The sequence below is a fragment of the Mycobacterium sp. NAZ190054 genome, assembly GCF_001545925.1.
GTDB lineage: Bacteria > Actinomycetota > Actinomycetes > Mycobacteriales > Mycobacteriaceae > Mycobacterium.
The window spans coordinates 1-24,972 of the sequence record NZ_LMVQ01000212.1 but is presented as its reverse complement, the minus strand read 5'-3'; the positions used below and the strand labels follow the sequence as shown (position 1 = coordinate 24,972).

Here is a 24,972-nt window from a genome sequence, read left to right as displayed (position 1 = left end):
CCTTTCACGCCGCGACCGCGGTGCCGCAGACACCGCAGACCTCGAACACCCGGCGCTTCCACCGTGCGACGGGAACGAAGAACAGCGTCAACTGCTTGAACTCCCGCATCCGGTTCCACTGCGTGGTGTTGTGACACCGCGGACATGTCCTGACCTGTCCCGGGCCGAGGTGTTTCTGCTTGGTGCCGTAACCGAAGAAGAGCAGCATCTCACCAGGGTAGGAGGCGGACCACAGCGCTCCAGGGTCGGTTCCGGGGAGGACGGTGCGGATCGGGCTGCGGCAGCCACGCGACCAGTCGCAGCAGCCACGGCAACCGGCGCAGACGGTGCGCCACGACGAACACCGATTCCACTTCGACTGCGCGCCAACCGAACTGCTCGAAGTATCCGATGCCGTCGGACACGCGAATTTGAACGGCGCGTTCCGCAGCGGCCCACCGGTGTTCTCGTTCATCCACTGCATGAGCCCCGGACCGGCGAGGTCGACGGGGTGGCGCGTCAGCCGGCATCTCGGCGTCTCACCGGCGAGCAGTTCTTCCTTCTCCGCGATGAGACCCGGGAGATCGCCTTCCACCCAGGTGAACTCGGCGGGCAGGTCCAACCGGTACGGCCGGGTGTCCAGTCCGGCAGCGAGGTTGAGGACCCGGTCGCAGCCGGCCGCGGCGGCGTCCATGATGAGGTCGTCTCCCCGGCGAGCCGATCGGCACACGGGTCCTGGAACACCGCATCGCGCCTTGTCGATTCGACGGCGCGATACACCGCGACCCAGCGTGCGGTGGCGCGGCGCCCTCTTGGCCGGCTGATCTACCAGCCGGCGTTACGCGCGAGGTCGACGGCGTACTGGCTGACGAACGTGCCCGCGCTCGGGGCGCCGCGGCATGCGCCGTCGGACTCGCCGGGACGCTTGACCCACAGGAACGCGTCGACCATCGGATGCCCGGTCGCGGTGGTGGGCGGCACGCCGAGAGCCCGGCCGCTGGGGTTGCACCAATACAGCGGATCCCCCTCGACCGGACCGGCGCCGTTGCGCGACGTGTCGATCACGAAGTGCGATCCGTTCGTCATGCCCGAGATCGCCTGGCCGTACCCGATCGACTCCTCAGTGGTGAAGAAGTTCGCGGTGTTGAGGCTGAAGCCCCGCGCCCTGTCGACGCCGACCTGGTTCAGCCGGCCCGCCATCACGTCGGCGGCCACCCAGCGCGGATGGCCGGCGTCGACGTACACCGCGGTGGCCGGGTTGCGGGTCAGGGTGTCGACGGCGTAGCGGATCAGGTCGAGACGTTCCTGCTGCTGACCGGGTGACAGGCAGTCGATCATGGCCAGCGCGTCGGGCTCGAGGATGACCGCCGCCGGCCCGGAGCCGATGGCGGCGGCGACGCCGTCGATCCACGCCCGGTAGGCGCCGGCCGACCCGAACCCGCCCGCGGCGTAGCTGCCGCAGTCACGGTTGGGGATCCCGTAGAGCGCAAGCACCGGCATGGTGCCGGCGGCCTGCGCCGTGGCGATGTACTTCGCGTCCACGGCCGGGGTCGAGATGTGGTCCATCCAGTACGCGGTCGGCGTGTTCACGACAGCGGCCAGCAGCGGATCGGGATCGCCCTGCGCCGCGCGCATGCCCTTGGAGTGCGGATTCACATAGAACGGCAGCCCGGCCAACGGGTTCGCCTCACTGGCCAGGCGCACCGCGGGCGCCGGGACCGGCCCCGGCTCGGCGACCACGCCGACGCCGGCGACGGCGGCCACCGCGACGCAGGGAACGATCCAGCGGGCGAGCACACCGACAGCTGAGAACTTCACCTGAGGAAACTTAGCGGCGCTTCACAAAAACTGCCAACCACCTGCGACCTCGCTGTCCGGCTCGACGGCAGGTCCTGAGCGTGACGCTCAGTATCGTGTCCCGTGATGAGTGCCGACAAATCCGACCGGATGGCCCGGCGCCGGCGCGCGTTGCACTTCGCCCTGAAGGGACATCGCGACCCCGCGTCCGGCGCCGGCCAGCGCCGACGCGTCTCCGGCGGATTGAGCGAGCGGCACACCCGTAAGGTTCTCGACCTGACCATCCGGCTCGCCGAGGTGATGTTGTCCTCCGGCTCGGGCACCGCGGACGTCGTCGCGACCGCCAAGGACGTCGCGCAGGCCTATCAGCTCTCCGACTGCGTGGTCGACGTCTTCGTCACCACCATCTTCGTGTCCGCACTGCCCGACGAGGAAAGCGCGCCCGTCACCATCGTGCGGGCCGTGCAGGCCCGCTCGACCGACTACAGCCGGCTCGCCGAACTCGACCAGCTGGTCCAGCGGATCACCGCGGGCGGCGTGTCGGTCGACGACGCGCACGCCGCGATGGACGAGTTGTCCGAGCAGCCGCACCCGTACCCGCGCTGGATCTCCGCCGCCGGATGGGCCGGCTTCGCGCTCGGCGTCGCGATGCTGCTCGGCGGGACCTGGGTCACCTGGATCCTGGCGGCCGTCACCTCGGTGCTGATCGACCTCGTCAGCCGGCGGCTCAACCGCGCCGGTACCCCGCCGTTCTTTCAGCAGGCCGCCGGCGCCTGCATCGCCACGCTGATCGCCGTTGCGGCGTACCTGCTGGCCGGGCAGGCGGTGACCGCGCTGGTCGCCACCGGGATCGTGATGCTGTTGGCGGGCATGACGTTCGTCGGCTCGGTGCAGGACGCGCTGACAGGCCACATGCTCACCGCGGTGGCCCGGCTCGGTGACGTGCTCTTCCTGACCCTCGGCATCGTCGTCGGCATCCTCGCCGGGTTGCAGATCGCGGCCCTGGCAGGCATCGAGATCCAGCTGCGGGTCGAGGCCACCGAGTTCTTCACGCCGCCGACCCAACCGGGGCAGATTGCCATCGCGGTGGCCGGCGCGGCGCTGGCGGGCGCGTGTCTGACCATCGCCAGCTACGCCAAGCTCCGGTCGGTGCTCACCGCCGCGATCGCGGCCGGTCTGGCCGAGGCCATGCTGATCGGCCTCAGCCGCGCCGGATTCGGCCAGGTGGTCGCGACCGGCGCGGCCGCGGTCGGGGTCGGCCTCCTCGCGACGCTGATCTCGATCCGGCGGCAGGCACCCGCCCTGGTGACCGCCACCGCGGGCATCACCCCGATGCTGCCGGGCATGGCCGTCTTCCGGGCGGTGTTCTACTTCGCCGTCGACCAGGACTTCTCCGCCGGTGTGGCGCAGGCCCTGGCGGCGGCCGCGACCGCGCTGGCGATCGGCGCCGGGGTGGTGCTGGGTGAGCTGCTCGGTTCACCGTTGCGCTACCGCGCCGGACGGGTCAGCGAGCTGCTGCGCATCGAGGGTCCACCCGGGTTGCGCCGAGCCGTCGGCAAGGTCGTCGCCCTGCAGCCGGCCGCGGACCAGCAGCCGGCTCGCAGCCCGCACCAGCGGTCATGGAGCGTCGCGCTGGAACCCGCGCCCTCGGAACCCGCCGTCGACGCGGGTCCTGCAGACGGCGACACCCTGGACCGGTGACGTTCGTCAACGTTTAGGTCCGCCCATAACGAGCAATCGCCGACATATGAGTCCCCAGAACGACCCGCCGCCCGGAGTGCTGAAGAAGGCCATCACCGCGTCGGCGATCGGCAATGCGACCGAATGGTTCGACTACGGCATCTACGCCTACGGCGTCACCTACATCTCGGCGGCGATCTTCCCCGGGGATGCGGCCAACGCGACGCTGCTCGCGTTGATGACGTTCGCCGTCTCGTTCCTGGTCCGGCCGCTCGGCGGGTTCGTGTGGGGACCGCTCGGGGACCGGCTGGGCCGCAAACGCGTGCTGGCGATCACGATCGTGCTGATGGCCGGGGCCACGTTCTGCGTCGGTCTGCTGCCGTCCTACGCATCGATCGGGATGTGGGCGCCGTTCCTGCTGGTGCTGCTGCGGATGATCCAGGGTTTCTCGACCGGCGGCGAATACGGCGGTGCCGCGACGTTCATGGCCGAATACGCGCCGAACCGGCGCCGCGGATTCCTCGGCAGCTTTCTGGAGTTCGGCACCCTTGGGGGATTCTCGTTCGGCGCGCTGTTGATGCTGGGCTGTTCCCTGGTGCTCGGAAACGACCAGATGCACGAGTGGGGCTGGCGGCTGCCGTTCCTGGTGGCCGCGCCGCTGGGCCTGGTCGGTCTCTACCTGCGGTCCCGGCTCGATGACACCCCGGTGTTCCGCGAACTCGAGGAGAAGGGCGAGACCGAGGACGAGACCGCCACCCAGTTCCGGGATCTGCTCACCGGGTACTGGCGGCCGATCCTGCAGTTGGGCGGACTGGTGGTCGCGCTGAACGTCGTCAACTACACCCTGTTGACCTACATGCCCACCTACCTGGAGACCCAGATCGGGCTGTCGGCGGACCGGTCCCTGATCGTCCCGGTGATCGGCATGCTGGCGATGATGGTGTTCCTCCCGTTCGCCGGACTGCTCAGCGACCGGGTGGGACGTAAACCGTTGTGGTGGTTCTCGCTGATCGGTCTGTTCGTCGCCGGTGTGCCGATGTTCCTGTTGATGGGCACGAACGTGTGGGGTGCGGTGATCGGCTTCGCGGTCCTCGGGTTGCTGTACGTCCCGCAGCTGGCCACGATCTCGGCGACGTTCCCGGCCATGTTCCCCACCCAGGTGCGCTACGCCGGCTTCGCGATCGCCTACAACGTGTCCACGTCGCTGTTCGGCGGCACCGCACCGGCGATCAACGACTGGCTCGTCGGCCGCACCGGGGACCTGCTGATCCCGGCCTACTACATGATGGCCGCGTGCGTCGTCGGTGCGCTCGCACTGATCAAGGTGCCCGAGACCGCGCGCTGTCCGATCGGTGGCACCGTCACGCCGGGCACCGAGGAAGCGCCCGATCCGGTTCCGTTCGCGAGCACGCGAACCACCGGTTGACGGGTTGTGTCTCGACACACGGGCTACACAGGGGAATACCGGTTCGGTTCACGATCGTTGGAGGCAAGGTGAGCGAGCAAGCAGAGTTGAGTCCTACCGACTGGGTCCGCGAACAGACCCAGCGCATCCTGGAGCAGGGCACCACCGACGGCGTCGAGGTACTCGACCGCCCGATCGTGCTGTTCACCACGACCGGAGCGCAGTCCGGCAAGAAGCGGTACGTGCCGTTGATGCGCGTCGAGGAGAACGGCCGCTACGCGATGGTGGCGTCGAAGGGCGGCGATCCCAAACATCCGAGCTGGTACCACAACGTGAAGGCCAACCCGTCGGTGACCGTCCAGGACGGCGACAAGGTCGTCGAGGGCACCGCGCGTGAACTCGACGGGGAGGAACGAGAGCACTGGTGGGCGCTCGCCGTCGCGGCATACCCGCCGTACGCCGAATATCAGAAGAACACGTCGCGGCAGATCCCGGTCTTCGTCGTCGAGTAGACCGACTCAGCGTTCCGGCGCGGCCGGCTGCTTCGACGACGGGAAGTCGCGCAGATCGCCGGTGCCGGAGGGCTTCGAGTCCCATTCGGCGAAGGTCAGCGGTGACCGAATCCAGGCGTGCAGCAGGCGGTAGGTCGCCGTCATCGAATCGATGTGCGTTCTCTCCCAGCCGTGGCTGCCGTCCACGCCGAACCCGACGAGCGCGGCCCGGGTGTTCGCGCCCGCCTCGATCGCCGCGGCCGCATCCGACCGGTAGTAGCGGAACACGTCCCGGGTGAACGGGATTCCGCACTCCTCGGCCAGCCGACACAGGTTGCGGGTCAGGTGATAGTCGTAGGGCCCGTGCAGGTCCGACATCGGAACCGTCACAGCGTCCTCCCTGGACTGCTGCCCGGGCGCGCACACCGCGTTGTCCACGGTGATCATCTCGGCGATGTCGGCGGGCAGGCCGGTGCTGGCGCCGTAGCCGACCTCCTCGGCGATGGTGACCATGACCGCGGTGCGGTGCGGCAGCATCACGGAGTTGTCGACGAGGTGCTTGATCAGCGTCAGCACGACCGCGACGCCTGCCTTGTCGTCGAGGTGACGCGAAACGACGAATCCGTGATCGGTGACTTCCGGATCGGCCATCAGCGGGACGTAGTCACCGATCCGGATGCCGAGCCGGATCAGGTCCTCCCGCGACGAAACCTGGCGGTCCACACGGACTTCGACGTGGTCCCAGTCGGTCTTCTGGTTGTCCACCGCGTCGCCGAACGCGTGTCCGCTCGCCTTGAGCGGGAGGATCGTGCCGGTGATCAGCTCGTCGGTGTCCTCGCACATGATCCGCACCCGCGCCCCGGCGGCGAACCGTGCCGAGAAGGTCCCGACGGAGATCACCTCCAGACGGCCGTTGTCCTTGAGCCCGCGGACCATGCAGCCGACGGTGTCCGCGTGGACCACCAGCGCCCGGTCGGTGGTCGCTGATTCGCCTTGGAGTTCGACGATCAACGCGCCCCGGCGGGTCAGCGAGAACGACACCCCGAAACCGTCCAGGGTGTCGCCGATCCTCTGCATCACCGCATCCGTGCGGCCCGTGGGGCTCGGCGTCTTCAGCAGCGCGAGCAACGTGTCGGTCATCCATGCGCTGTCCGCGTCGGACATGGTGCCGCCAGGGCGCATGGTGTCTCCTTCAGCGCGCGAACCCCGAGCTTAGCGGCGAATCCTGTTCGATCACAGCTCCTGCACCCGACCGTTCTCCACCCGCCACGAGCGATCCAGCCGGACGTTCTGCAGCATCCGGCGATCGTGGGTCACCAGCAGCAGCGCTCCCTCGTAGGTCTCCAGCGCCTGCTCCAGCTGCTCGATGGCCGGCAGGTCGAGGTGGTTGGTGGGCTCGTCGAGCACCAGCACGTTGGTACCGCGGGCCTGCAGCAGGGCCATCCCGGCCCGGGTGCGTTCGCCGGGCGAGAGGTCGCCGACCTCACGTTCCACGTGGTCGGCGCCGAGCCCGAACTTCGCCAGCAGGGTCCGCACGTCGGCCGTCGGCCAGGACGGCACCCGCTGCTCGAACCGGTCGACCAGCCGCCCTGCTCCGGAGAACTCGGCGCGTGCCTGGTCGATCTCCCCGACGTGCACGCTGGCGCCCAGGCCGGCGCGTCCCTCGTCGGGGGTCCGGCGGCCCAGCAGCAGACGCAACAGGGTCGACTTGCCCGCCCCGTTCGGTCCTGTGATGCCGATCCGCTGCCCGGCGTCGACCTGTAACGACACCGGGCCGAGCACGAAATCGCCTTGGCGCACAACAGCTCTGTCGAGTGTCGCGACGACAGCACTCGAGCGGGGAGCGGCACCGATGGTGAACCGCAGCGTCCATTCCTTGCGGGGCTCCTCGACTTCCTCCAGGCGCGCGATCCGGCTCTCCATCTGGCGCACCTTCTGCGCCTGCTTCTCGCTGGACTCGGTGGCCGCGCGGCGCCGGAGCTTGTCGTTGTCGGGAGCCTTGCGGATCGCGTTGCGCGTCCCCTGGCTCGACCATTCCCGCTGCACCCGGGCGCGTGCCACCAGGTCGGCCTTCTTGTCCGCGAACTCCTCGTACTGTTCGCGCCGGTGGCGGCGGTTGACCTCACGCTCGTCGAGGTAACTTTCGTATCCGCCGCCGAACACGGTGGCGGTGTTCTGCGCCAGGTCCAGCTCCAGTACCCGAGTCACGGTGCGGGCCAGGAACTCCCGGTCGTGGCTGACCAGCACCACACCGCCGCGCAGCTCGCCGACGAAGCGCTCCAGCCGGGCCAGGCCATCGAGGTCCAGGTCGTTGGTCGGCTCGTCGAGCAGCACGACGTCGAACCGTGACAGCAGCAGCGCGGCCAGGCCCACCCGTGCCGCCTGGCCGCCCGACAACGCGGTCATCGGGGTGGACTCCGGCCGGACCGCCCCGGAGTCCAGGCCCAGGTCGGCCAGCACCGCCGGTAACCGTTCGTCGAGATCCGCGGCGCCGGCGGCAAGCCAGTGGTCCAGGGCGGCGGAGTAGGCGTCGGCCCCGTTGCCCGCGTCATCCAGGGCCGCGGCGGCCGCGTCCATGGCGCGCGTCGCCGCGCTGCATCCGGTGCGGCGGGCGACGTAGGCGGCGACCGTCTCGCCGGGAACGCGTTCATGTTCCTGCGGCAGCCACCCGACGAACGCGTCGGCCGGGGCGACACTGACCGAGCCCTCCAGCGGCTCGATCTCGCCGGCGAGGATCCGCAGCAGTGTGCTCTTGCCGGCTCCGTTGGCGCCCACCACACCGACCACGTCACCCGGCGCGACGGTCAGGTCGACGCCTTCGAACAGCGTGCGGTGGGCGAACCCGCCGGCAACGTTCTTCGCGACGAGCGTTGCGGTCATGAACCCATCTCACACCACCGCCCGTGGCGTGCCGCTACGCCGGCACCGGCCAGGTCGGTATCGAGGGCCCAGGTGTCGGCCGGTTAGTGTGCTGTAGTCGGCCTCAAGCAAAAGCCGACGGAAGAGTTGACACATCTATGACTGCACCAGCAGAAACGTCGCCGCTCGAGGCGCGGGTCGGCCACCACTACCAGATGGACGGCACCTATCTCGTCGGTCGCGAGAAGATCCGTGAGTACGCCCGTGCGGTGCAGGACTACCACCCCGCGCACTGGGACGTCGCCGCGGCCGCCGGGCTGGGCTTCTCCGATGTCGTCGCGCCGCTGACGTTCACGTCGGCCCCGGGCATGCAGTGCAACCGCCGGATGTTCGAGGAGATCGTCGTCGGCTACGACACGTATCTGCAGACCGAGGAGGTCTTCGAGCAGCACCGCCCGATCGTCGCCGGCGACGAGCTGGTCATCGACGTGGAGCTGTCCTCGGTGCGCCGGACGGCGGGACGGGACTTCATCACCGTCACCAACACCTTCACCGACGCCCACGGCGAGCGGGTGCACACCCTGCACACCACCGTCGTCGGCGTGACCGCCGAGGACATCGACGCGGGCGTCAAGACTGCCGTGCAGAACGCCATGATGCACGACATGAACATCCTCGACATCGGCGGATCCGATGCCGAGTACCAGAAAACCGTGCGGCCCGAAGGTGCCATCCGGATCTCGGACGGCACGCTGACCCGCACACCGGGCACACCGAGTTTCGACGACGTCAAAGTCGGCGACACGTTACCGATTCACCACACCCGGCTGTCCCGCGGTGACCTGGTCAACTATGCCGGGGTGGCCGGGGACGCCAACCCGATCCACTGGGACGAGGAGATCGCCAAGCTGGCCGGGCTGCCCGACGTGATCGCGCACGGGATGCTCACGATGGGCCTCGGCGCCGGATTCGTCTCCACCTGGTCGGGGGATCCCGGCGCCGTGACCCGCTATGCGGTGCGGCTCTCGCAACCCGCGGTGGTGTCGGCCAAGGAAGGCGCCGACATCGAATACAGCGGCAAGATCCGATCGTTGGACCCTGAGACGCGCAGCGGTGTCGTCCTGCTGTCCGCCAAGTCGGCGGGCAAGAAGATTTTCGGCCTCGCGACGTTGCACGTTCGCTTCCGCTGAGCGCAGGTGGTGGAAAGCAGCAACCTTGTCTGCCATCGCTGTTCGCTGAGCGACCAGCGCGTCACCGAATTGCCGTCGTCACACCTGCATTGCATGCCTTCGCGGCATTGCTGACGGCGGCTTCGGCTCGGTAGCTCAATATGGTTACCCCGGTAACCTATTTGCTCCTTTTACACCGTCCTGAGCACGACCGTGGGCGGCCGTTGCGCTGTCCCGCTAGCTCAACTTGTACCGTTTCGCTTTCAAAGACCGCTCTGAGGCTTTATTGTCTCCATTGTCAAATTTTGCTGGTTGCATGCTTGCACGGCTAGGCACGCCGTGGGCATGTGGCGAGCCGCGGGGCGGCCCCAACTGGGCCTGAGGGGTTGGAGTGGGACCATGGGCCCTGGATTGCATCGTCGCCATGTCGTGTCGAGCAAACCGCGTCACCAGAAGCGCAAGGATTCCAGCAACGCCCAGGCGACCTATCCGAGCTTCCGCGTGGACGGGGAACCCCCTGCCTCGACCGTTCCTCCACTGACTGTGGGGACCTACGCGAAGTACATCGGTCGAGTCGGCGTGCTGGCCGTGGCCCTCGGTGTCGGTGCGGCGGTGACCACCGGTCACGGGCTCGGGGTGGCGCACGCCGACACCGGTTCACCATCCGAGGACTCACCGAGTGAGTCGGCGACCTCACAGGCGACCGATCAGGACTCCGACGTCGACGACCAGGACTCGGACGTCGACGATCAGGACTCCGCGGAGGAGGCCACCGAAACAGAGCTCGACGACTCCGTCACGGTCGACGAGCCCGAGGTGGTGGCGGACCCGCCGGTCGACGAGGCAGCAGCGGAGGCTCCCGAACAGGAGCCCATGCCGCAGCGCGCAGCCGAGTCCTCCGGAGGCAGCTCGTCGGCGGAGACTGCGCCGCTCACCGAGCCGGACGAAGACACCGACGCGACGACCTCGGACCAGTCCCCCACACCGGTCGACCAGGAGCCGACGACGCGGGACGAAGTCGGAGAAGACCTCGGCGACAACATCGTTCAAGCAGACCTCACCGACGAATCTCCGCCGCCGGTGACAGAGGCTTCGTCGGTGGCAGCCGCTTCGTCGGTGGCCGCTGCGGACACCGAGCCCGCTCCCGTACAGGCGTTCGTCTCCTCGCTGATGGCACCGCTGCTCGCGCCGGGTCCGATCGCGCCGGCACAACCCCCGCTTCTGTGGGTGGTGCTGGGATGGATCCACCGCCAGATCCAGCGCACCTTCTTCAACCGCACCCCCGACGTCCGGTCGCAGGAGACGACACTGGTGCTGGGCCCCGGCGAGACGAGTGGCCCGATCTCCTTCAACGGTTACGACTATGAAGAAGACGTCATCACCTACTTCGTGCCGACCCGCGGTGTGCCCGGCGGCCCGAAGCACGGAACCGTCACCGTCGACCAGTCGACCGGCACGTTCACCTATACCCCCGATCCGGGCTTCACCGGCACCGACGAGTTCCTCGTCACCGCCAGCGACGCGCGCAGCCGATTCCACTTTCACGGACTGTTCGGCTTCCTGCGCCCGCACGCGGGACACACCGATACGGCGAAGATCACGCTCAACGTCATCACCCCGGCCGTCCCGCCGGTGGTCAACAACGACTCCTACGCGACCGCCGAGAACGACGCCGTGGTGGGCAACGTTCTGGCCAACGACAGCGATCCGGCCCACCAAAACCTCACCGCCACACTCGTTTCCGGACCGTCGAACGGGACCGTGACGTTGGCGCCGAACGGCGTGTTCCGCTACACGCCGGACCCCGACTGGAGCGGCATCGACGAATTCACCTACACCGCATCGAATCTCACGTTCAGCTCGACCGCCACCGTCACGATCACCGTCACCCCCGTCAATCAGGCTCCGCTCGCCGTCGACGACTCCTATGCGACAAACGAGGATTCGCCGTTCAGCGGAAACGTTTTGGACAACGACAGCGACCGGGAAGGCTCGGCCCTCAGTGCGGCGCTGCTGGTGGCTGCGAGCCACGGTGACGTCCAGTTCAATGCCGACGGCTCGTTCACCTATACGCCGCACGCCGACTTCAACGGGATCGACGGCTTCTCCTACGTCGCGTCGGACGGATCGCTGACCAGCGCGCCGACCCTCGTGACGATCACGGTCGCTGCGGTCAACGACGCGCCGGTGGCCCGCGACGACGCCTTCGCGATCAACGAGGACGGCATCCTGACCGGGTCGGTGCTGCTGAACGACACCGACGCGGACTCCGATCCGCTCACCGTGTCGCTGTCGTCGGGGCCTGCCCACGGCAACCTCACCCTGAATCCGGACGGGACGTTCTCGTTCACGCCGTTCGCCCACTACAACGGCACAGACTCCTTCACCTACACCGTCGGCGACGGCACCGCCGGAGGCACCGCCACCGCCACCATCACGATCGCCCCGGTCAATGACGCCCCCGTCGCGCATGACGGATCGTTCGTCGTCGACGAAGACACCACCTACACCGGCACCGTGACCGTCAGCGACGTCGACGCAGACACCCTCGTCACCACCGTCGTCGCCGGCCCGCACCACGGCACGCTGACGCTGCGGCCGGACGGGACGTTCACCTACACCCCCGACGACCGGTACAGCGGTACGGACCGGTTCGTGTTCACCGTCTCCGACGGCACCATCTCCAGCGCCCCCGCGGTCGTCGAGATCACCGTCACCCCGGTCAACAACCTCCCCGTCGCCCACGACGACGCGTTCGCGATGAACGAGGACGCCATCCTGGCCGGCTCGGTGGTGTTCAACGACACCGATGCCGACCGCGACACCGTCACGGCCGCAGTGTCATCCGGCCCGAGCCACGGCGTCCTCGTCCTCCACGCGAACGGTTCGTTCACCTACACCCCCGTCACCGACTATCACGGCACCGACAGCTTCACCTACACCGTCTCCGACGGCACCGGCATCAGCAACATCGCGACCGTGCACATCACGATCAACCCGGTGAACGACACCCCCGTCGCCGGCGACGACGTCTACGGCGTCGACGAAGGCGCCGTCCTGACCGGCAACGTGCTGACCAACGACAGGGACGCGGACTCCGGGTCACTGACGGCTTCGTTGGTGCAGGGTCCGACGAACGGCACCGTGCTCCTCAACGCCGACGGCAGCTTCAGCTACACACCGACAACGCATTTCAACGGAGTGGACTGGTTCACCTACACCGCATCCGACGGCTCGGTCAGCAGCGCACCGGCGGTGGTGGTCATCGTGGTGGCGCCGGTCAACGGCGCACCGGTCGCCACCGACGACGCGTACACCACCGTCGAGGACGGTGTCCTCACCGGCAATGTGCTGTCGAATGACGATGACAGCGACGGAGATTCACTCACCGTGTCACTGGTCAGCGCGCCCACGAACGGTGCGCTGGTGCTCAATCAAGACGGAACGTTCGTCTATACCCCGGCGGCGAACTACCACGGCACGGATTCGTTCGCCTACATCGTCAGCGACGGCACCAGCACCAGCGCAACGGCCACGGTCCGGATCACGGTCACGCCGGTCAACAATGCGCCTGTCGCGGTGGGTGATTCGTTCGCCACCGTCGAGGACGCCGTCCTGACCGGCAACGTCCTGACCAACGACACCGACATCGACGGCGACACGCTGACCGCCATCCTGGTCAGCGGACCCGCCCACGGCACCCTGATCCTCAACGGCGACGGTAGCTTCACCTACACCCCGCACGCCGACCACCACGGCATCGACAGCTTCACCTACACCGCCGGCGACGGCGCGGCCCTCAGCAGCGCGGCGACGGTCAGCATCATCGTCAGCCAGGTCAACGACGTCCCCGTCGCCGTCGGTGATGCCTTCACCATCGACGAGGACGCCGTCCTGACCGGCAACGTCCTGACCAACGACGCCGATATCGACGGCGACACGCTGACCGCCACGCTCGTCGACGCGCCCACCCACGGCACCGTGACCCTCAACGCCGACGGCACCTTCACCTACACCCCGCACACCGACCACCACGGCACCGACAGCTTCACCTACACGGTCGGCGACGGCACCGCCACCAGTTCGGTTGCCACCGTGAGCATCACGATCAACCCGGTCAACGACACCCCCGTCGCCGGCGACGACTCGTTCGCCTTCGACGAGGATCACATTCTCAGCGGTGGAGTCCTGGCCAACGACGGTGACGTGGACGGTGATCCGCTGACGGTTTCGCTCGTCGAGGGTCCCGCCAACGGAACCCTGACGCTGAACGCCGACGGCAGCTTCACCTACACCCCGAACGCCGACTACCACGGCACCGACACCTTCACCTACACGGTCACCGACAGCACCACCACCAGCAACGTCGCCACCGTCAGCTTCACGATCAATGCGGTCAACGATCTCCCTGTCGCCGACAACGATTCGTACACCGTTGCCGAGGACAGCGCCCTCACCGGCAACGTGCTGTCCAATGACGGGGACGTCGACGGTGACGCGCCGACCGCGGCGGTGATCACCGGACCGGCACACGGAACGCTGATCCTCAACGCCGACGGCAGCTTCACCTACACCCCGCACGCCGACTACCACGGTGTCGACAGCTTCACCTACCGCATTGCGGACGCGTCCTCGGTCGGTAACACGGCGCTGGTGACGATCGCGGTGACCGCCGTCAACGACGCCCCGGTGGCGAATCACGACTCGGTCACCACGAACGAAGACACCCAGCTGACCGGCAACGTGCTGACCAACGACACCGACGCCGACCGGGACACGCTCGAAGCGACAGTGGTCGCCGGGCCCGGCAACGGCACGCTGATCCTCAACCCCGACGGCACCTTCACCTACACCCCGAACACCGACTACCACGGCACCGACAGCTTCACCTACGAAGTCAGCGACGGCACCACCACGAGTTCGGTTGCCACCGTGAGCATCACGATCAACCCGGTCAACGACGCACCGGTCGCGGTCAACGACAGCCACACCACCGACGAAGACACCCAGCTGACCGGCAACGTGCTGACCAACGACACCGACGCCGACGGCAACCCGCTCACCGCAACGGTGGTCACCGGACCCGCCCACGGCACCCTGATCCTCAACGCCGACGGCACCTTCACCTACACCCCGAACACCGACTACCACGGCACCGACAGCTTCACCTACACGGCCGGTGACGGCACGACCGCCAGCAGCACCGCCACGGTGAGCATCACCGTCGACCCGGTCAACGACGCACCGGTCGCCGCGGGCGATGCCTACACCACCGACGAAGACGCCCAGCTGACCGGCAACGTCCAGACCAACGACACCGACGCCGACGGCAACCCGCTCACCGCAACGGTGGTCACCGGACCCGGCAGGGGCACGTTGACCCTCAACGCCGACGGCACCTTCACCTACACCCCGAACACCGACTACCACGGCACCGACATTTTCACCTACGAAGTCAGCGACGGCACCACCACGAGTTCGGTTGCCACCGTGAGCATCACGATCAACCCGGTCAACGACGCACCGGTCGCGGTCAACGACGGCTACACCACCGACGAAGACACCCCGTTGACCGGCAACGTCCTGACCAACGACACCGACGCCGACGGCAACCCGCTCACCGCGACCGTGGTCACCGGACCTGCCCACGGCACCCTCACCCTCAATGCCGACGGGTCGTTCGTGTACACTCCCGATGCCGATTACCGCGGCACCGACGTCTTCACCTACACGCTCAGCGACGGCGTCCTCGACAGCAGGACCGCGATCGTCAGCATCGCCATCGCTGCCGTCAACGACGCACCCGTCGCCGTCGACGACAGCTACACCATCAACGAAGACACCCCACTGGCGGGCAATGTGCTGGCCAACGACACCGACGTCGACCGCGATACCCTGACGGCGACGCTGGTCAGCGGGCCCACTCGCGGCACCCTGACCCTCAACGCGAACGGCTCCTTCACCTACACCCCGAACAGCAACTACCACGGCACCGACACCTTCACCTACACGGTCACCGACGGCACCACCACGAGTTCCGTTGCCACCGTGAGCATCACGATCAGCCCGGTCAACAATGCCCCCGTCGCCGCCGACGACACCTTCACCACCGACGAAGACACCGCACTGACCACCGGGAACGTGCTGTCCAACGACACCGATGTCGACGGCGACACCCTCGAAGCCACCCTGGTCGCCGGCCCGGCCCACGGCACGGTGAGCCTCAACGCCGACGGCACCTTCACCTACACCCCGAACACCGACTACCACGGCACCGACACCTTCACCTACGCGGTCAGCGACGGCGCCACCACCGGCAACACCGCCACCGCCCACGTCACGATCAACGCCGTCAACGACGCACCCGTCGCCGGCAACGACAGCTACACCACCAATCAGGGCACTCCGCTCAACGGCACCGTCGTGACCAACGACACCGACGTCGACAACGCCAAGACCGCACTGTCCGCCACGGTGGTCACCGGTCCCGCCCACGGCACCGTGACCCTCAACGCCGACGGCACCTTCACCTACACCCCGAACACCGACTACCACGGTGTCGACGCCTTCACCTACAAACTCAACGACGGTGCGGCGGACAGCAATATCGCCACCGTCAGCATCACCGTCGTCGACAACGTCGCGCCGAACGCACTCGGGATCCAGACCACCAACGGCGGCGGTACCAGCGGCCTGCTACAGCAGGGCGACAGCATCACGTACACCTTCAGCGAGCCGATCGACCCGGCCTCGATCCTGGCCGGCTGGGACGGCACGTCCCGGAACGTCGCCGTCCGGGTCTACGACGGCAACATCCTGCTGGGCCTCCTGGGCGGCAACGACACCCTCCAGGTGTACGACTCGGCGAACAGCACATTGCTGCCCCTGGGCACGGTCGACCTCGGCCGCGGCGATTACGTCACCGGGTTGCTCGGCGGCACGATCACGTTCGGCGCGTCCGGCAGCCCCTCGACGATGACGATGAGCGGCAGCACGATCACGATCGTGCTCGGCACCTACGATTCCGTCTTCCTCGGCGCCGGCCGCAACATCGCGTTGGGCAGCGGGACGATGGTGTGGACGCCGTCGACGACGCCGAAGGACCTGGCCGGCAACGCCTTCTCGGGAACGCCTGTCACCGAGTCCGGAGGCGCCGACAGGGACTTCTGACGACCCGGCGGAGCTGAACCCGGCTACTCCGTCGCCTGATTCGGCTCCTCCGCCACCTTCAGCGGCGCGTGCTCGACGACGTCGTGCGTGCCCGGCAGGTCGTCGTAGCGGCGCATGTACGCGTCGATCTCGGCGACGATCTGCGGACCTGGGACACCCCACCCGTCCTGGTAGCCGTACACGTCGCAGAGCGGTCGGTGCCCGCGGTCACCGTCGAGGATCTCCACGTGGTTCGGGCTCAACATCGCCGGGTGGCGTACCCCGGCCGCCTCCGAGACCTTCAACAGGTCGCGCCGCAGGGTCAGCACGTAGTTGGCCAGCCGGTGGGACTTCTGCTCGGGATCCAGCCCCCGCGCCAGCCACGCGTTCTGCGTGGCGACGCCGGTCGGGCAGCGATCGGTGTGGCACTTCTGGGCCTGGATGCAGCCGATCGCCAGCATCGGCTCCCGCGCCACGTTGATCAGGTCGACCCCGAGCGCGAACGCCACGATCGCGTTGGCGGGCAACCCGAGCTTGCCCGATCCGATCCACGTCACCCGGTCGCACATGCCTCTCTGCGCGAACAGCCCGTACACCATCGCGAAGCCCGTCCGGAACGGGAACGACACGTGGTCGGCGAACACCAGCGGTGCCGCACCCGTGCCGCCCTCACCGCCGTCGATCGCGATGAAGTCCACACCGCGCTGGCCGTCGGCCATCCGGTCGGCCAGCGCCTCCCAGAAGCCCATCTCCCCCACCGCCGACTTGATGCCGACGGGCAGCCCGGTGGCATCGGCGATCCGCTCCACGACGTCGAGCATCTCGTCGACGTTGCGGAACGCGGTGTGCCGGGACGGGCTCGCCACGTCCTTGCCCTGCTCGACGCCCCGGATACGGGCGATCTCCGCATTCACCTTGGCGCCCGGAAGATGGCCCCCGAGGCCGGGTTTGGCGCCCTGGCTGAGCTTGATCTCGATGGCACGCACCGGGGCGGAGGCCACGACGTCGACCAGCCGGTCGAGGTCGAAGTTCCCGCGCTCGTCGCGGCAGCCGAAGTAGCCGGTGCCGATCTGGAACACCAGGTCGCCGCCCTGGCGGTGGTGGCCGGACAGACCGCCCTCACCGGTGTTGTGCCAGCAGTCGGCGATCTTGGCGCCCTTGTTGAGTGCCTCGATGGCCTGCGGGCTCAACGAGCCGAACGACATCGCCGACACGTTGACCACCGAGGCCGGACGGAAGGCGTGCCGTCGTCCGCGCGGGCCGCCGAGCACCTTGGCGCCCGGAACCTCGATGTCGCGGCCATGGATCGGGGAGGCCGGCACGACGTCGGAGAACGTCGCCTGCTTGATGATCGGGTAGGCGGCGTTCTCCGTGTCGTTGTCCGTGCCGAACGCGAAGTAGTTGTTCTCCTTCTTCGCCGAGGTGTACACCCAGCGCCGCTGGTCACGGCTGAACGGGCGCTCGGCGTCGTTGCTGGTGATGATGTACTGGCGCAACTCCGGGCCGATCGACTCCAGCAGGTACCTCATCCGGGCGATGACCGGGAAATTGTGACGGAGGGCGTGCTCCTTCTGGAGCAGGTCCTGCAGCGCGATGCCCGCGACCGCGGCGGCGGGAGCCAGTGCGGCAAGAGTCCGCTTCTTCATGTGGCCAACACTGCCATATCCTGCACGTCAGGCAGGCGTGCCAAAGACTTTCACGTCTGGGCTGCGCTTCCCCGGGGTTGTGTCAGCGCCGGGCGCAGACGTGACGGTGCGATGTCGGTCGACGCGCCGAGGTCGCCGATCAGTCCGTCGGCCCAGCCGGTCAGACCGTCGACGTCCACAGAATGGGGCGCCGGACGTCCGACCTCGGCCAGGCGGCCCGCGCCGCGCCTGAGCAGAGCGGCCGCACCGGCCAGGTTGCCGCGCTGGATATGGGTGATGCCGACGGCCAGCTGAGCCAGCCCCTGCCACAGCGGGCGCTCCTGCTCGGGGCGGCTCTTCCAGGCGGCTTCGAGCACCTCATGGGCGTTGAACGCCAGGCCTTCGTTCAGCAGATCCTGGGCGTAGGCGAGGGAGTCGGACGGCGGCAGCTCCAGATCATCGGGAATGCGGGGGACGCCGTCGCTGCCCGGCGGAAGGGGCCGGCCGAGCGCGTCGCGGGGCCGCGCGTTACGCGGCCGCCCAGATTCGTCACGGGTGCGTTCGGCCATGCCTCAATGATGCCTACGTAGGCTTCGGGCATGTCTGCGACGACGGAAGTTGATGTGGTCGGCCGGGTCGCCACGCTGCGCCGCTACCCGGTGAAGTCGATGCTGGGTGAGCGGTGCGGCTCGCTCGATGTGACCCCGCTCGGCGTCGCCGGCGACCGTCGCTACGCGTTCACCGACGACGAGACCGGCCGGGTCGCCACCGCCAAGAACCCCCGGCTGTGGCGGCGCCTGTTGCAGTGCTCGGCAGTGACCGGGGACGACGGGGTCGTGGTCACGTTGCCCGACGGCCGCAGCGTGCCGGTCGGCGAGTCCGCCGGTCCAGTGTCGGAACTCGTGGGCCGCCGCGTGCACCTGGCCGACGAGCGGTCCGCAGGCGCCACGGTCGAACGTTCGGATCCGATCGAGGTACTCACCCACGGTCTGGACGCCGAGATCGAGGCCGCGCTGCTGGAGATCGCCCAGGGCACCCCCGGCGGCGCCTTCGTCGACCACTCCCCCGTGCACCTGATCACGACCGCCACCCTGGACGCCGTCGGGCTGGACCCGGCCGAGGCGGTCCGCTACCGACCGAACATCGTGATCGAGACACCGGACGGGTTCGCACCGTTCACCGAGAACGAGTGGGTCGGCGCGACGATCCGCCTCGGCGACGTCGAAATGCGCGGCACGATGCCGACCCCGCGCTGCTCGGTGCCGACGCTGGAACACGGCTCGTTGCCGAGGTCCCCGCAGTCGGTCCGCCACGTGCTCGAGCACAACCGCGTCGACGCGCCGGGATTCGGGGTGCTGCCCTGCGCCGGTCTCTACGCCGAGGTGGTCACCGGCGGGACGATCGCCGAAGGCGCCGTGGTCGGTCTAGCCCGGCACGCCGGCCTTCATTGACTTCAGCGCGGCGGCACTCAACCCGGCGAGCTCTTCGGCTTCAGCGGAATCGAGTGCGACGGCGAAGATCTCGGCCATCCGCCGGTTGGTCGCCTGTTCGATCTCCGCGTACCGGTCCTTCTTGTCCGCGCCATCGGCGTACGGTTCGGGCCAGCCGAAGATCGCCGTGTAACCCGGGCCCTTGTTGAGCATGTGCGCTTCCACCGGGGTGATACCCGACAGCGACAGCGCGTTGAAGTGCAACCCGGCGCGCAGTTCGCGCAGCACGAACATCACCTGCAGTGCCCGGGCGGGTGCGTCCTCGGCCAACGGCATCGCGCGCCAACCGGCGAACAACGGCAACCCGGTGATCGGCGCCGCCGCGATGAGCTTCTCGCCCAGGGCGGCGATGCGGTCCAACCCGTCCGCTCCGGACAGATACCGGCGGGCGAATTCGGCGGCCTGGTCCCAATAGACCTCCGCGGCACCGCGCGCGCCGCGCACCGCGACGCCCTCGTCCCACATCGCGGCCAGCCCGGTCGGTTCGAACACCGCGAACACCGCGCTCACCGTGGTTCCGGTGGCCTCGCCCAGCACGCCGCCCCGACCCGCGACGTACCCGGCCAGCGGATTCTGGTAACCGGCCTCGACGCTCTTGCCGAAAGTCTCCGGATGCAGCATGAACACCGCCACCGCCTCCTCGATGGCAGCTCCGGCGGTCGCCACAGAATCCACGTCGTTTGCGCTCATGTCCGGAAGGCTAGCGGTGCGATGCGGATGAGAACACTTTCATCTGCGTGTCATCGCGGCCTCGTCCGACCCCACCACGCTGGACCGTGTGACCCCGCCCGCGCTCGATCTGCTGCTCGGCCCGACTGCGCCCGGGGTCCTGGCACCCGTCCTGGCCGAATACCGCGGCGAGTTGTGCGCGCTGGATCCGGTGTCCGCCACGGTGCGCCCGAGCGGATCGGCCGTGGTGCGCTACCGCGCCGCGGTGCGCCGGGGCGACGGCACCCGCAGCGCCGAGGTCCTGGTCGCCGCCACCGGGGAGGCCATCCCGGCGGGCGCCGCGGTCGTCGCCGGCAAGCACCGCGGCGACGAGGTCGAGGTCGGGATCTGGCGGTGGCCGCAGGACCCCGCGTTGCCGGGTATCGCGCTGCTCGACGACCCGGTGGCCGCACTGCGCGCTCTCGGTCTGCGCCCGGCGGGACCGGTGCGCGTCACCGTTCGCGCCTACCGGCCGGGTCAGCGCGCCGTCGTCGAGGTCGGCGACGGCGGCCGGACCTGGTTCGTCAAGGTGGTGCGCCCCGACGCGGTGGCCGGTCTGCGTGCTCGACACGAGCTTCTCGCCGCGCACGTGCCGGTGCCACCGGTGCTGGCGTCCTCCGATGACGGGGTGATCGTCCTGCCGGAGGCGTGCGGTACTCCTGTGCGCGCGTTGATCGCCCGGGGCGGCGCGCTGCCGGAGCCTGCACGGCTCGACGAGCTGTTGGAAGCGTTGCCGCCCGGCCTGATGGCGATGCCGCGCCGCCGGGGGCAGCTCGAGCGTGTGGGTGACACCGCGGCCGTGCTGGGCCACACGGTGTCCGGGCGCCCCGACCTGTCGGACATGGTGTCCGGGATCGTCGAGCGGCTGAAATCGGCATCCCCGCAGTCAACGCCGGTCACCCCGGTGCACGGCGACTTCTACGAAGGTCAGCTTCTTGCCGAAAACGGTTGCCTCACCGGGCTCCTCGATGTTGACATCGCCGGGCCCGGCGAACGTGCGGACGACTGGGCGACGTTCATCGGTCATCTCTCGGTGGCGGGCCGGACCACCCCGCGGGCACGTGAGTATGCCGACCAGGCACTCGAATTCGCCTGCCGCCGAGTCGGTGCCAACACTCTGCGGTATCGGATCGCGGCGGTGGTGTTCGGCCTGGCGACCGGCCCGCTCCGCACCCTGCACCCCCGTTGGCCGGAGCTCACCGCGCAGCGCCTCGCGCTGGCGCGAACCTGGCTCGAAAGATGAGAGACCGCTCATGTCGGGCTCCGGCATCCCTCATCTGGGCGCGACATGGTTGAAGAGTCGGAAAACGATGCGAGAGAAGGAGAACGACAATGGCACGCACCGCCACCTGGAAGATCGTCACCGCCGGCGCCGCCCTCACCGGACTGGGGGTCCTCGGCGCCGGCGCGGCGTCGGCCGCGACCGAACCGAGCTGGGCAACCGACCACTCGTTCGTCGCGATGGACGATTCGTGGGACGACACCTTCTGGGAAGACACCTATTGGGACGACACCCCGTACGACGACTGACCGGCGGCCCTGGGCGCCCGTCCCGGTACCTCCGGGGCGGGCGTCTTCGGTGTCAGGGCACGTCCTCGAGGCGGTATCCCATACCGCGCAACGTGACGAAGCGGTCGGCGCCCAGCTTCCGCCGTAGGTAGCGCACGTAGACGTCGACCACGTTGGAGCCCGGGTCGAAGTCGTAACCCCACACGTGGCTGAGCAACTGCTCGCGGGTGAGCACCTGGCCCGGATGCCGCAGAAACGTTTCCGCCAAGGCGAATTCGCGGGCCGACAGGTCGAGGGTGCGGTCGCCGACCGTCGCGCGGCGGGTGCGCAGGTCGAGCTTGAGTCCGCCGTAGGAAAGCACGGTGAGTTCGGCCGGCCGTTCGGTGGTCAGCCGCAACCGGATGCGGGCGAGGAGTTCCTCGAAGCGGAACGGTTTGGGCATGTAGTCGTCGGCACCGCCCTCCAGCCCGGCCACGGTGTCCTGCACGCTGTCACGGGCCGTCAGCACGATCACCGGGATCCGACTGCCCTCGGCGCGCAGCTTGCGCAACACGGTGAAACCGTCGAGTTCGGGCAGTCCGATGTCCAACACCAGCAGGTCGAACCCGCCCGTCATCGCGTAGTCGAAGGCCGACGCCCCGTCGGCGACAGCGGCGGTGACGAAACCATTGGCGGCGAGCCCCTTTTCGATGAACGAGGCGATCCGCGGTTCGTCTTCGGCGATCAGTATGCGGGCCATGGCTGCTCCAGGTAGGCGGGAATGACGACGCTGAAGGTGGCGCCCCGGCCGGGGATGCTGTCCAGGCCCACCCACCCGCCGTGCGCGACCGCGATGGCCTGCACGATGGACAACCCGAGACCTGCACCGTCGGAGCGCTGGCCGCCTGCGCTGCCGCGGGCGAACCGTTCGAAGATCCGGCCGCGGTCGGCCTCGGTGACGCCGGGCCCGGAATCGGACACCCAGAACCGCAGCCACCCGTCGTGCAGGCTGGAGCCGACCCCGATCCACGCACCGTCTGCCGTGTAGCGACACGCGTTGTCGGCCAACGCGATGACGGCCTGGGTGATGCGCTGAGCGTCGAGCACCGCATGCACCTCGGCCACGGACTGCAGGTGATGGTCACGTTCACCGAGCCGGGTGATCTTCTCGAAGATGTCGCGGGTCAGCGCGCCGACGTCGGTGACGGCGGGCTGCAGGAACGACGGTTGTTCGGAGCGGGCCAGCAGCAGCAGGTCCGACACCATCCGGTTCATCCGCGTCAGCTCGTCGTCGACCAGTGCGGTGGTGGCCCGGACGTCGGCCGGGTCGGTCGGGTCGAGAACCTCGAGGTGGCCGCGGATGATCGTGATCGGGGTGCGCAGTTCATGCCCGGCGTCGTCGATGAAGCGCCGCTGCGCGGAGACGCCGGACTCCACCCGGTCCAGCATGCCGTTGATGGTGTTCACCAGCGCGTCGAGCTCATCGCCCTCGCCGCGGGACGGGATGCGCCGAGACAGGTCCGTGTCGGTGATCTGGTGCGCGGTCTCGGTGACATCGCGCAGCGGCGCGAGGACGCGCCCGGCGATCAGCCACGCGGCGGCCGTCGCTCCGACCAGCGTGACCGCGCCGACGAGCAGCATCAGCCTGACGGCCTCGTCCGCCGCCGCGCGTTCGGCGTCCCCGAGATACGCGGCGACGATGACGCCGCGCGACGGGTCGTCGCCCAGGGTGAGCGGGATCGCGAGGTAGCGCACCTCGCCGGCTTCGGGGTGCTGATAGCTGCCCTCCGCGGGTTCGGTCACCGTCGCGACGAGATCGGTGAAGGCCGGGTCGTCGGCCAGCACCTCGGGTATCCCGGGCTCCTGGCGGCTCTGGGTGTGGTACTCGCCGTCCACATAGCCGAGGAACTTCTCGTTCGGGCGGGCCAGGTTGTAGGCGATGGCCTCCCGGATCACCTCATCGACGCCGGTGAACGGCTCCCCGGTGCGGGGGTTGATGCCGGGGGCGGTGAGTTCGGTGAACTCCTCGACCTCGTAGCGCAGCGCCTCGTCCATACGGGTGTTGATGTTGGAAACCATCAATCGCCAGGTGACGAAGGTGACGATCCCGAGTGCGGCCAGGACGAGCAGCAGCACCCAGCCCATGATGCGGGTGCGCGCGGCCGACGGCAGCAACCGCCGCCACAGCGGCGGCCGCGGATTGTCGGCGGAGGTCATGATCACCTCCCGGATGTCCGCAGCGGACGAAGGCTCAGTCGTCGTCCCAATCGTCGCCGTCATCATCCCAGTCGTCGCCGTCGTCGTCCCAATCGTCGTCGTCCCAGTCGTCATCGCCGTGCAGCGCGGGCGGTGGAGGAGCGACGTCGGAGTTCTGCACCACTTGCGGAGGTGGCGGCGGTGGCGCCGGCGGGGCGGACGGCTTCGGGCTCGGCGGCAGCGGGGTGCCGGCGGCCGGTGACCTCTCGGGAGCGTGCACGACGATGGGCGCGAGCGGCTCCCGGACCGAGGTCGAGTTGATCGAGACCGTGGCGGCGGCGACGACGCCGACTGTCACCAGACCGGCGGCCACGGCCACCACCACGGGTACTCGCATGCTGCCCAGTCTGTGACCCCCCAATGCCCTGGGCATGAGAACCAGATGAGAGCGCTCTCATGTGGCGCCCCGTCTCAGAACGGGGGTGGGTCGTTGCCGTAGTCGGGTGGGGGTCGTCGCGCGCGGTGTTGTTCGAGGGCGCGGTGTTGTTCGAGGGCGCGTTGGGCGGCGTTGTAGTCCCGCTCGGCCTTGATCCGTGCGGTGTTCTCGGCGGCGCGGGTGCGTCCTCGCCTCGGCATTTTCGCGGTCCGGCCGGGATCCGGCGGCGGCTGGCTCATCGGCGGTAATTCGGCGGTGCTGGTGTCCCAGGCCGGGAAGAACAGCCGGCTGCCCGGCACCGTGGTGTACCGCTTGCCGGCCGGGGTCGTCCAGATCACCGTGCCATCAGGGAGCTGCTCGTCGCGCCAGCCGTCGCCGAAGGTTTTCGCCAAATGATGGGTGCGGCATTTGCAGTTCAGATTCGAGGCATGGGTGGGCCCGTAGGGCCAGGGCACCACATGGTCGATATCGCAGCGCTCGGCCGGCACCGTGCACCCGGG

The 24,972-nt window shown here is 68.7% G+C and carries 19 protein-coding genes and 1 pseudogene; 8 read left to right on the top strand and 12 right to left on the bottom strand.

Annotated elements, in window-relative coordinates:
* Nucleotides 1–4: 4 nt before the first annotated feature.
* The 3 genes and pseudogenes from ASJ79_RS33965 to ASJ79_RS15810 all read right to left on the bottom strand — a co-directional run bounded on the left by ASJ79_RS33965 (nt 5) and on the right by ASJ79_RS15810 (nt 1,797).
* Nucleotides 5–208 (bottom strand): zinc-ribbon domain-containing protein, encoded by a 204-nt coding sequence (locus ASJ79_RS33965; RefSeq protein ID WP_067956793.1) that lies wholly within the window; start codon nt 206–208, stop codon nt 5–7.
* Between the two features lies 1 nt (nt 209).
* Nucleotides 210–759: pseudogene (locus ASJ79_RS35070) on the bottom strand (class I SAM-dependent methyltransferase).
* Between the two features lie 45 nt (nt 760–804).
* Nucleotides 805–1,797, bottom strand: coding sequence for a glycoside hydrolase family 6 protein (locus tag ASJ79_RS15810; protein WP_067956789.1), 993 nt, complete (start codon nt 1,795–1,797; stop codon nt 805–807).
* Between the two features lie 105 nt (nt 1,798–1,902).
* On the opposite strand from ASJ79_RS15810, the gene ASJ79_RS15805 reads away from it, so the two are divergent.
* The 3 genes from ASJ79_RS15805 to ASJ79_RS15795 all read left to right on the top strand — a co-directional run bounded on the left by ASJ79_RS15805 (nt 1,903) and on the right by ASJ79_RS15795 (nt 5,373).
* Nucleotides 1,903–3,477: a threonine/serine exporter ThrE family protein gene (locus ASJ79_RS15805; protein WP_067956785.1), complete on the top strand. Its 1,575-nt coding sequence runs from the start codon at nt 1,903–1,905 to the stop codon at nt 3,475–3,477.
* Between the two features lie 46 nt (nt 3,478–3,523).
* Nucleotides 3,524–4,882 carry an MFS transporter gene (locus ASJ79_RS15800; RefSeq protein WP_067956782.1) on the top strand — a complete coding sequence of 453 codons (1,359 nt, stop codon included), beginning with the start codon at nt 3,524–3,526 and terminating at the stop codon, nt 4,880–4,882.
* A gap of 68 nt (nt 4,883–4,950) precedes the next feature.
* Nucleotides 4,951–5,373, top strand: a complete 423-nt coding sequence (locus tag ASJ79_RS15795) for a nitroreductase family deazaflavin-dependent oxidoreductase (RefSeq protein WP_067956779.1) — start codon at nt 4,951–4,953, stop codon at nt 5,371–5,373.
* 6 nt (nt 5,374–5,379) lie between these two features.
* On the opposite strand, the gene ASJ79_RS15790 is transcribed toward ASJ79_RS15795, so the two are convergent.
* Nucleotides 5,380–6,534 carry an osmoprotectant NAGGN system M42 family peptidase gene (locus tag ASJ79_RS15790; RefSeq protein WP_067956774.1) on the bottom strand — a complete coding sequence of 385 codons (1,155 nt, stop codon included), beginning with the start codon at nt 6,532–6,534 and terminating at the stop codon, nt 5,380–5,382.
* Nucleotides 6,535–6,585: 51 nt separating this feature from the next.
* Nucleotides 6,586–8,232 carry an ABC-F family ATP-binding cassette domain-containing protein gene (locus tag ASJ79_RS15785; RefSeq protein ID WP_067956771.1) on the bottom strand — a complete coding sequence of 549 codons (1,647 nt, stop codon included), beginning with the start codon at nt 8,230–8,232 and terminating at the stop codon, nt 6,586–6,588.
* A gap of 137 nt (nt 8,233–8,369) precedes the next feature.
* Between ASJ79_RS15785 and ASJ79_RS15780 the strand changes: the two genes are divergently transcribed.
* Complete coding sequence (locus tag ASJ79_RS15780; RefSeq protein WP_067956768.1) at nt 8,370–9,401, top strand: fused (3R)-hydroxyacyl-ACP dehydratase subunits HadA/HadB; 1,032 nt, start codon at nt 8,370–8,372, stop codon at nt 9,399–9,401.
* 408 nt (nt 9,402–9,809) lie between these two features.
* On the top strand, nt 9,810–16,550 hold the full coding sequence (locus tag ASJ79_RS15775; protein WP_156448470.1) for an Ig-like domain-containing protein: 6,741 nt from the start codon (nt 9,810–9,812) through the stop codon (nt 16,548–16,550).
* 23 nt (nt 16,551–16,573) lie between these two features.
* Here the strand turns inward: ASJ79_RS15775 and ASJ79_RS15770 are convergent, their stop codons facing one another.
* Both ASJ79_RS15770 and ASJ79_RS15765 read right to left on the bottom strand, forming a co-directional pair.
* Nucleotides 16,574–18,175 (bottom strand): FMN-binding glutamate synthase family protein, encoded by a 1,602-nt coding sequence (locus tag ASJ79_RS15770; RefSeq protein WP_067956761.1) that lies wholly within the window; start codon nt 18,173–18,175, stop codon nt 16,574–16,576.
* A 50-nt stretch (nt 18,176–18,225) separates the two neighbouring features.
* Entirely contained in the window at nt 18,226–18,723 is a 498-nt protein-coding gene (locus ASJ79_RS15765) for a DUF309 domain-containing protein (protein WP_067956758.1), read from the bottom strand.
* A gap of 30 nt (nt 18,724–18,753) precedes the next feature.
* Here ASJ79_RS15765 and ASJ79_RS15760 point away from each other — a divergent pair, with 30 nt between their 5' ends.
* A complete protein-coding gene (locus tag ASJ79_RS15760) occupies nt 18,754–19,605 on the top strand; it encodes an MOSC domain-containing protein (RefSeq protein ID WP_067956755.1) in 852 nt (283 codons plus the stop codon).
* Here the strand turns inward: ASJ79_RS15760 and ASJ79_RS15755 are convergent.
* On the bottom strand, nt 19,579–20,334 hold the full coding sequence (locus tag ASJ79_RS15755) for an evbL (RefSeq protein ID WP_067956752.1): 756 nt from the start codon (nt 20,332–20,334) through the stop codon (nt 19,579–19,581). The two genes, ASJ79_RS15760 and ASJ79_RS15755, sit on opposite strands and share 27 nt — an antisense overlap.
* 88 nt (nt 20,335–20,422) lie before the next feature.
* On the opposite strand from ASJ79_RS15755, the gene ASJ79_RS15750 reads away from it, so the two are divergent.
* Both ASJ79_RS15750 and ASJ79_RS15745 read left to right on the top strand, forming a co-directional pair.
* The gene (locus tag ASJ79_RS15750; protein WP_067956750.1) at nt 20,423–21,595 is read left to right on the top strand and encodes a phosphotransferase family protein; all 1,173 of its coding nucleotides are present in this window, start codon (nt 20,423–20,425) and stop codon (nt 21,593–21,595) included.
* Nucleotides 21,596–21,684: 89 nt separating this feature from the next.
* Nucleotides 21,685–21,882: a hypothetical protein gene (locus tag ASJ79_RS15745; protein WP_067956746.1), complete on the top strand. Its 198-nt coding sequence runs from the start codon at nt 21,685–21,687 to the stop codon at nt 21,880–21,882.
* Between the two features lie 52 nt (nt 21,883–21,934).
* Here ASJ79_RS15745 and ASJ79_RS15740 read toward each other — a convergent pair whose 3' ends face one another.
* From ASJ79_RS15740 to ASJ79_RS15725, 4 genes are all read right to left on the bottom strand, one after another.
* Entirely contained in the window at nt 21,935–22,600 is a 666-nt protein-coding gene (locus ASJ79_RS15740; protein ID WP_067956743.1) for a response regulator transcription factor, read from the bottom strand.
* A complete protein-coding gene (locus tag ASJ79_RS15735) occupies nt 22,585–24,057 on the bottom strand; it encodes a cell wall metabolism sensor histidine kinase WalK (protein ID WP_067956815.1) in 1,473 nt (490 codons plus the stop codon). The genes ASJ79_RS15740 and ASJ79_RS15735 overlap by 16 nt, the downstream gene beginning before the upstream one ends.
* 34 nt (nt 24,058–24,091) lie before the next feature.
* Nucleotides 24,092–24,433: a hypothetical protein gene (locus ASJ79_RS32310; RefSeq protein WP_156448469.1), complete on the bottom strand. Its 342-nt coding sequence runs from the start codon at nt 24,431–24,433 to the stop codon at nt 24,092–24,094.
* Nucleotides 24,434–24,507: 74 nt separating this feature from the next.
* A partial coding sequence (locus tag ASJ79_RS15725) for an HNH endonuclease signature motif containing protein (protein WP_197420233.1) occupies nt 24,508–24,972 on the bottom strand: 465 nt, incomplete at its 5' end.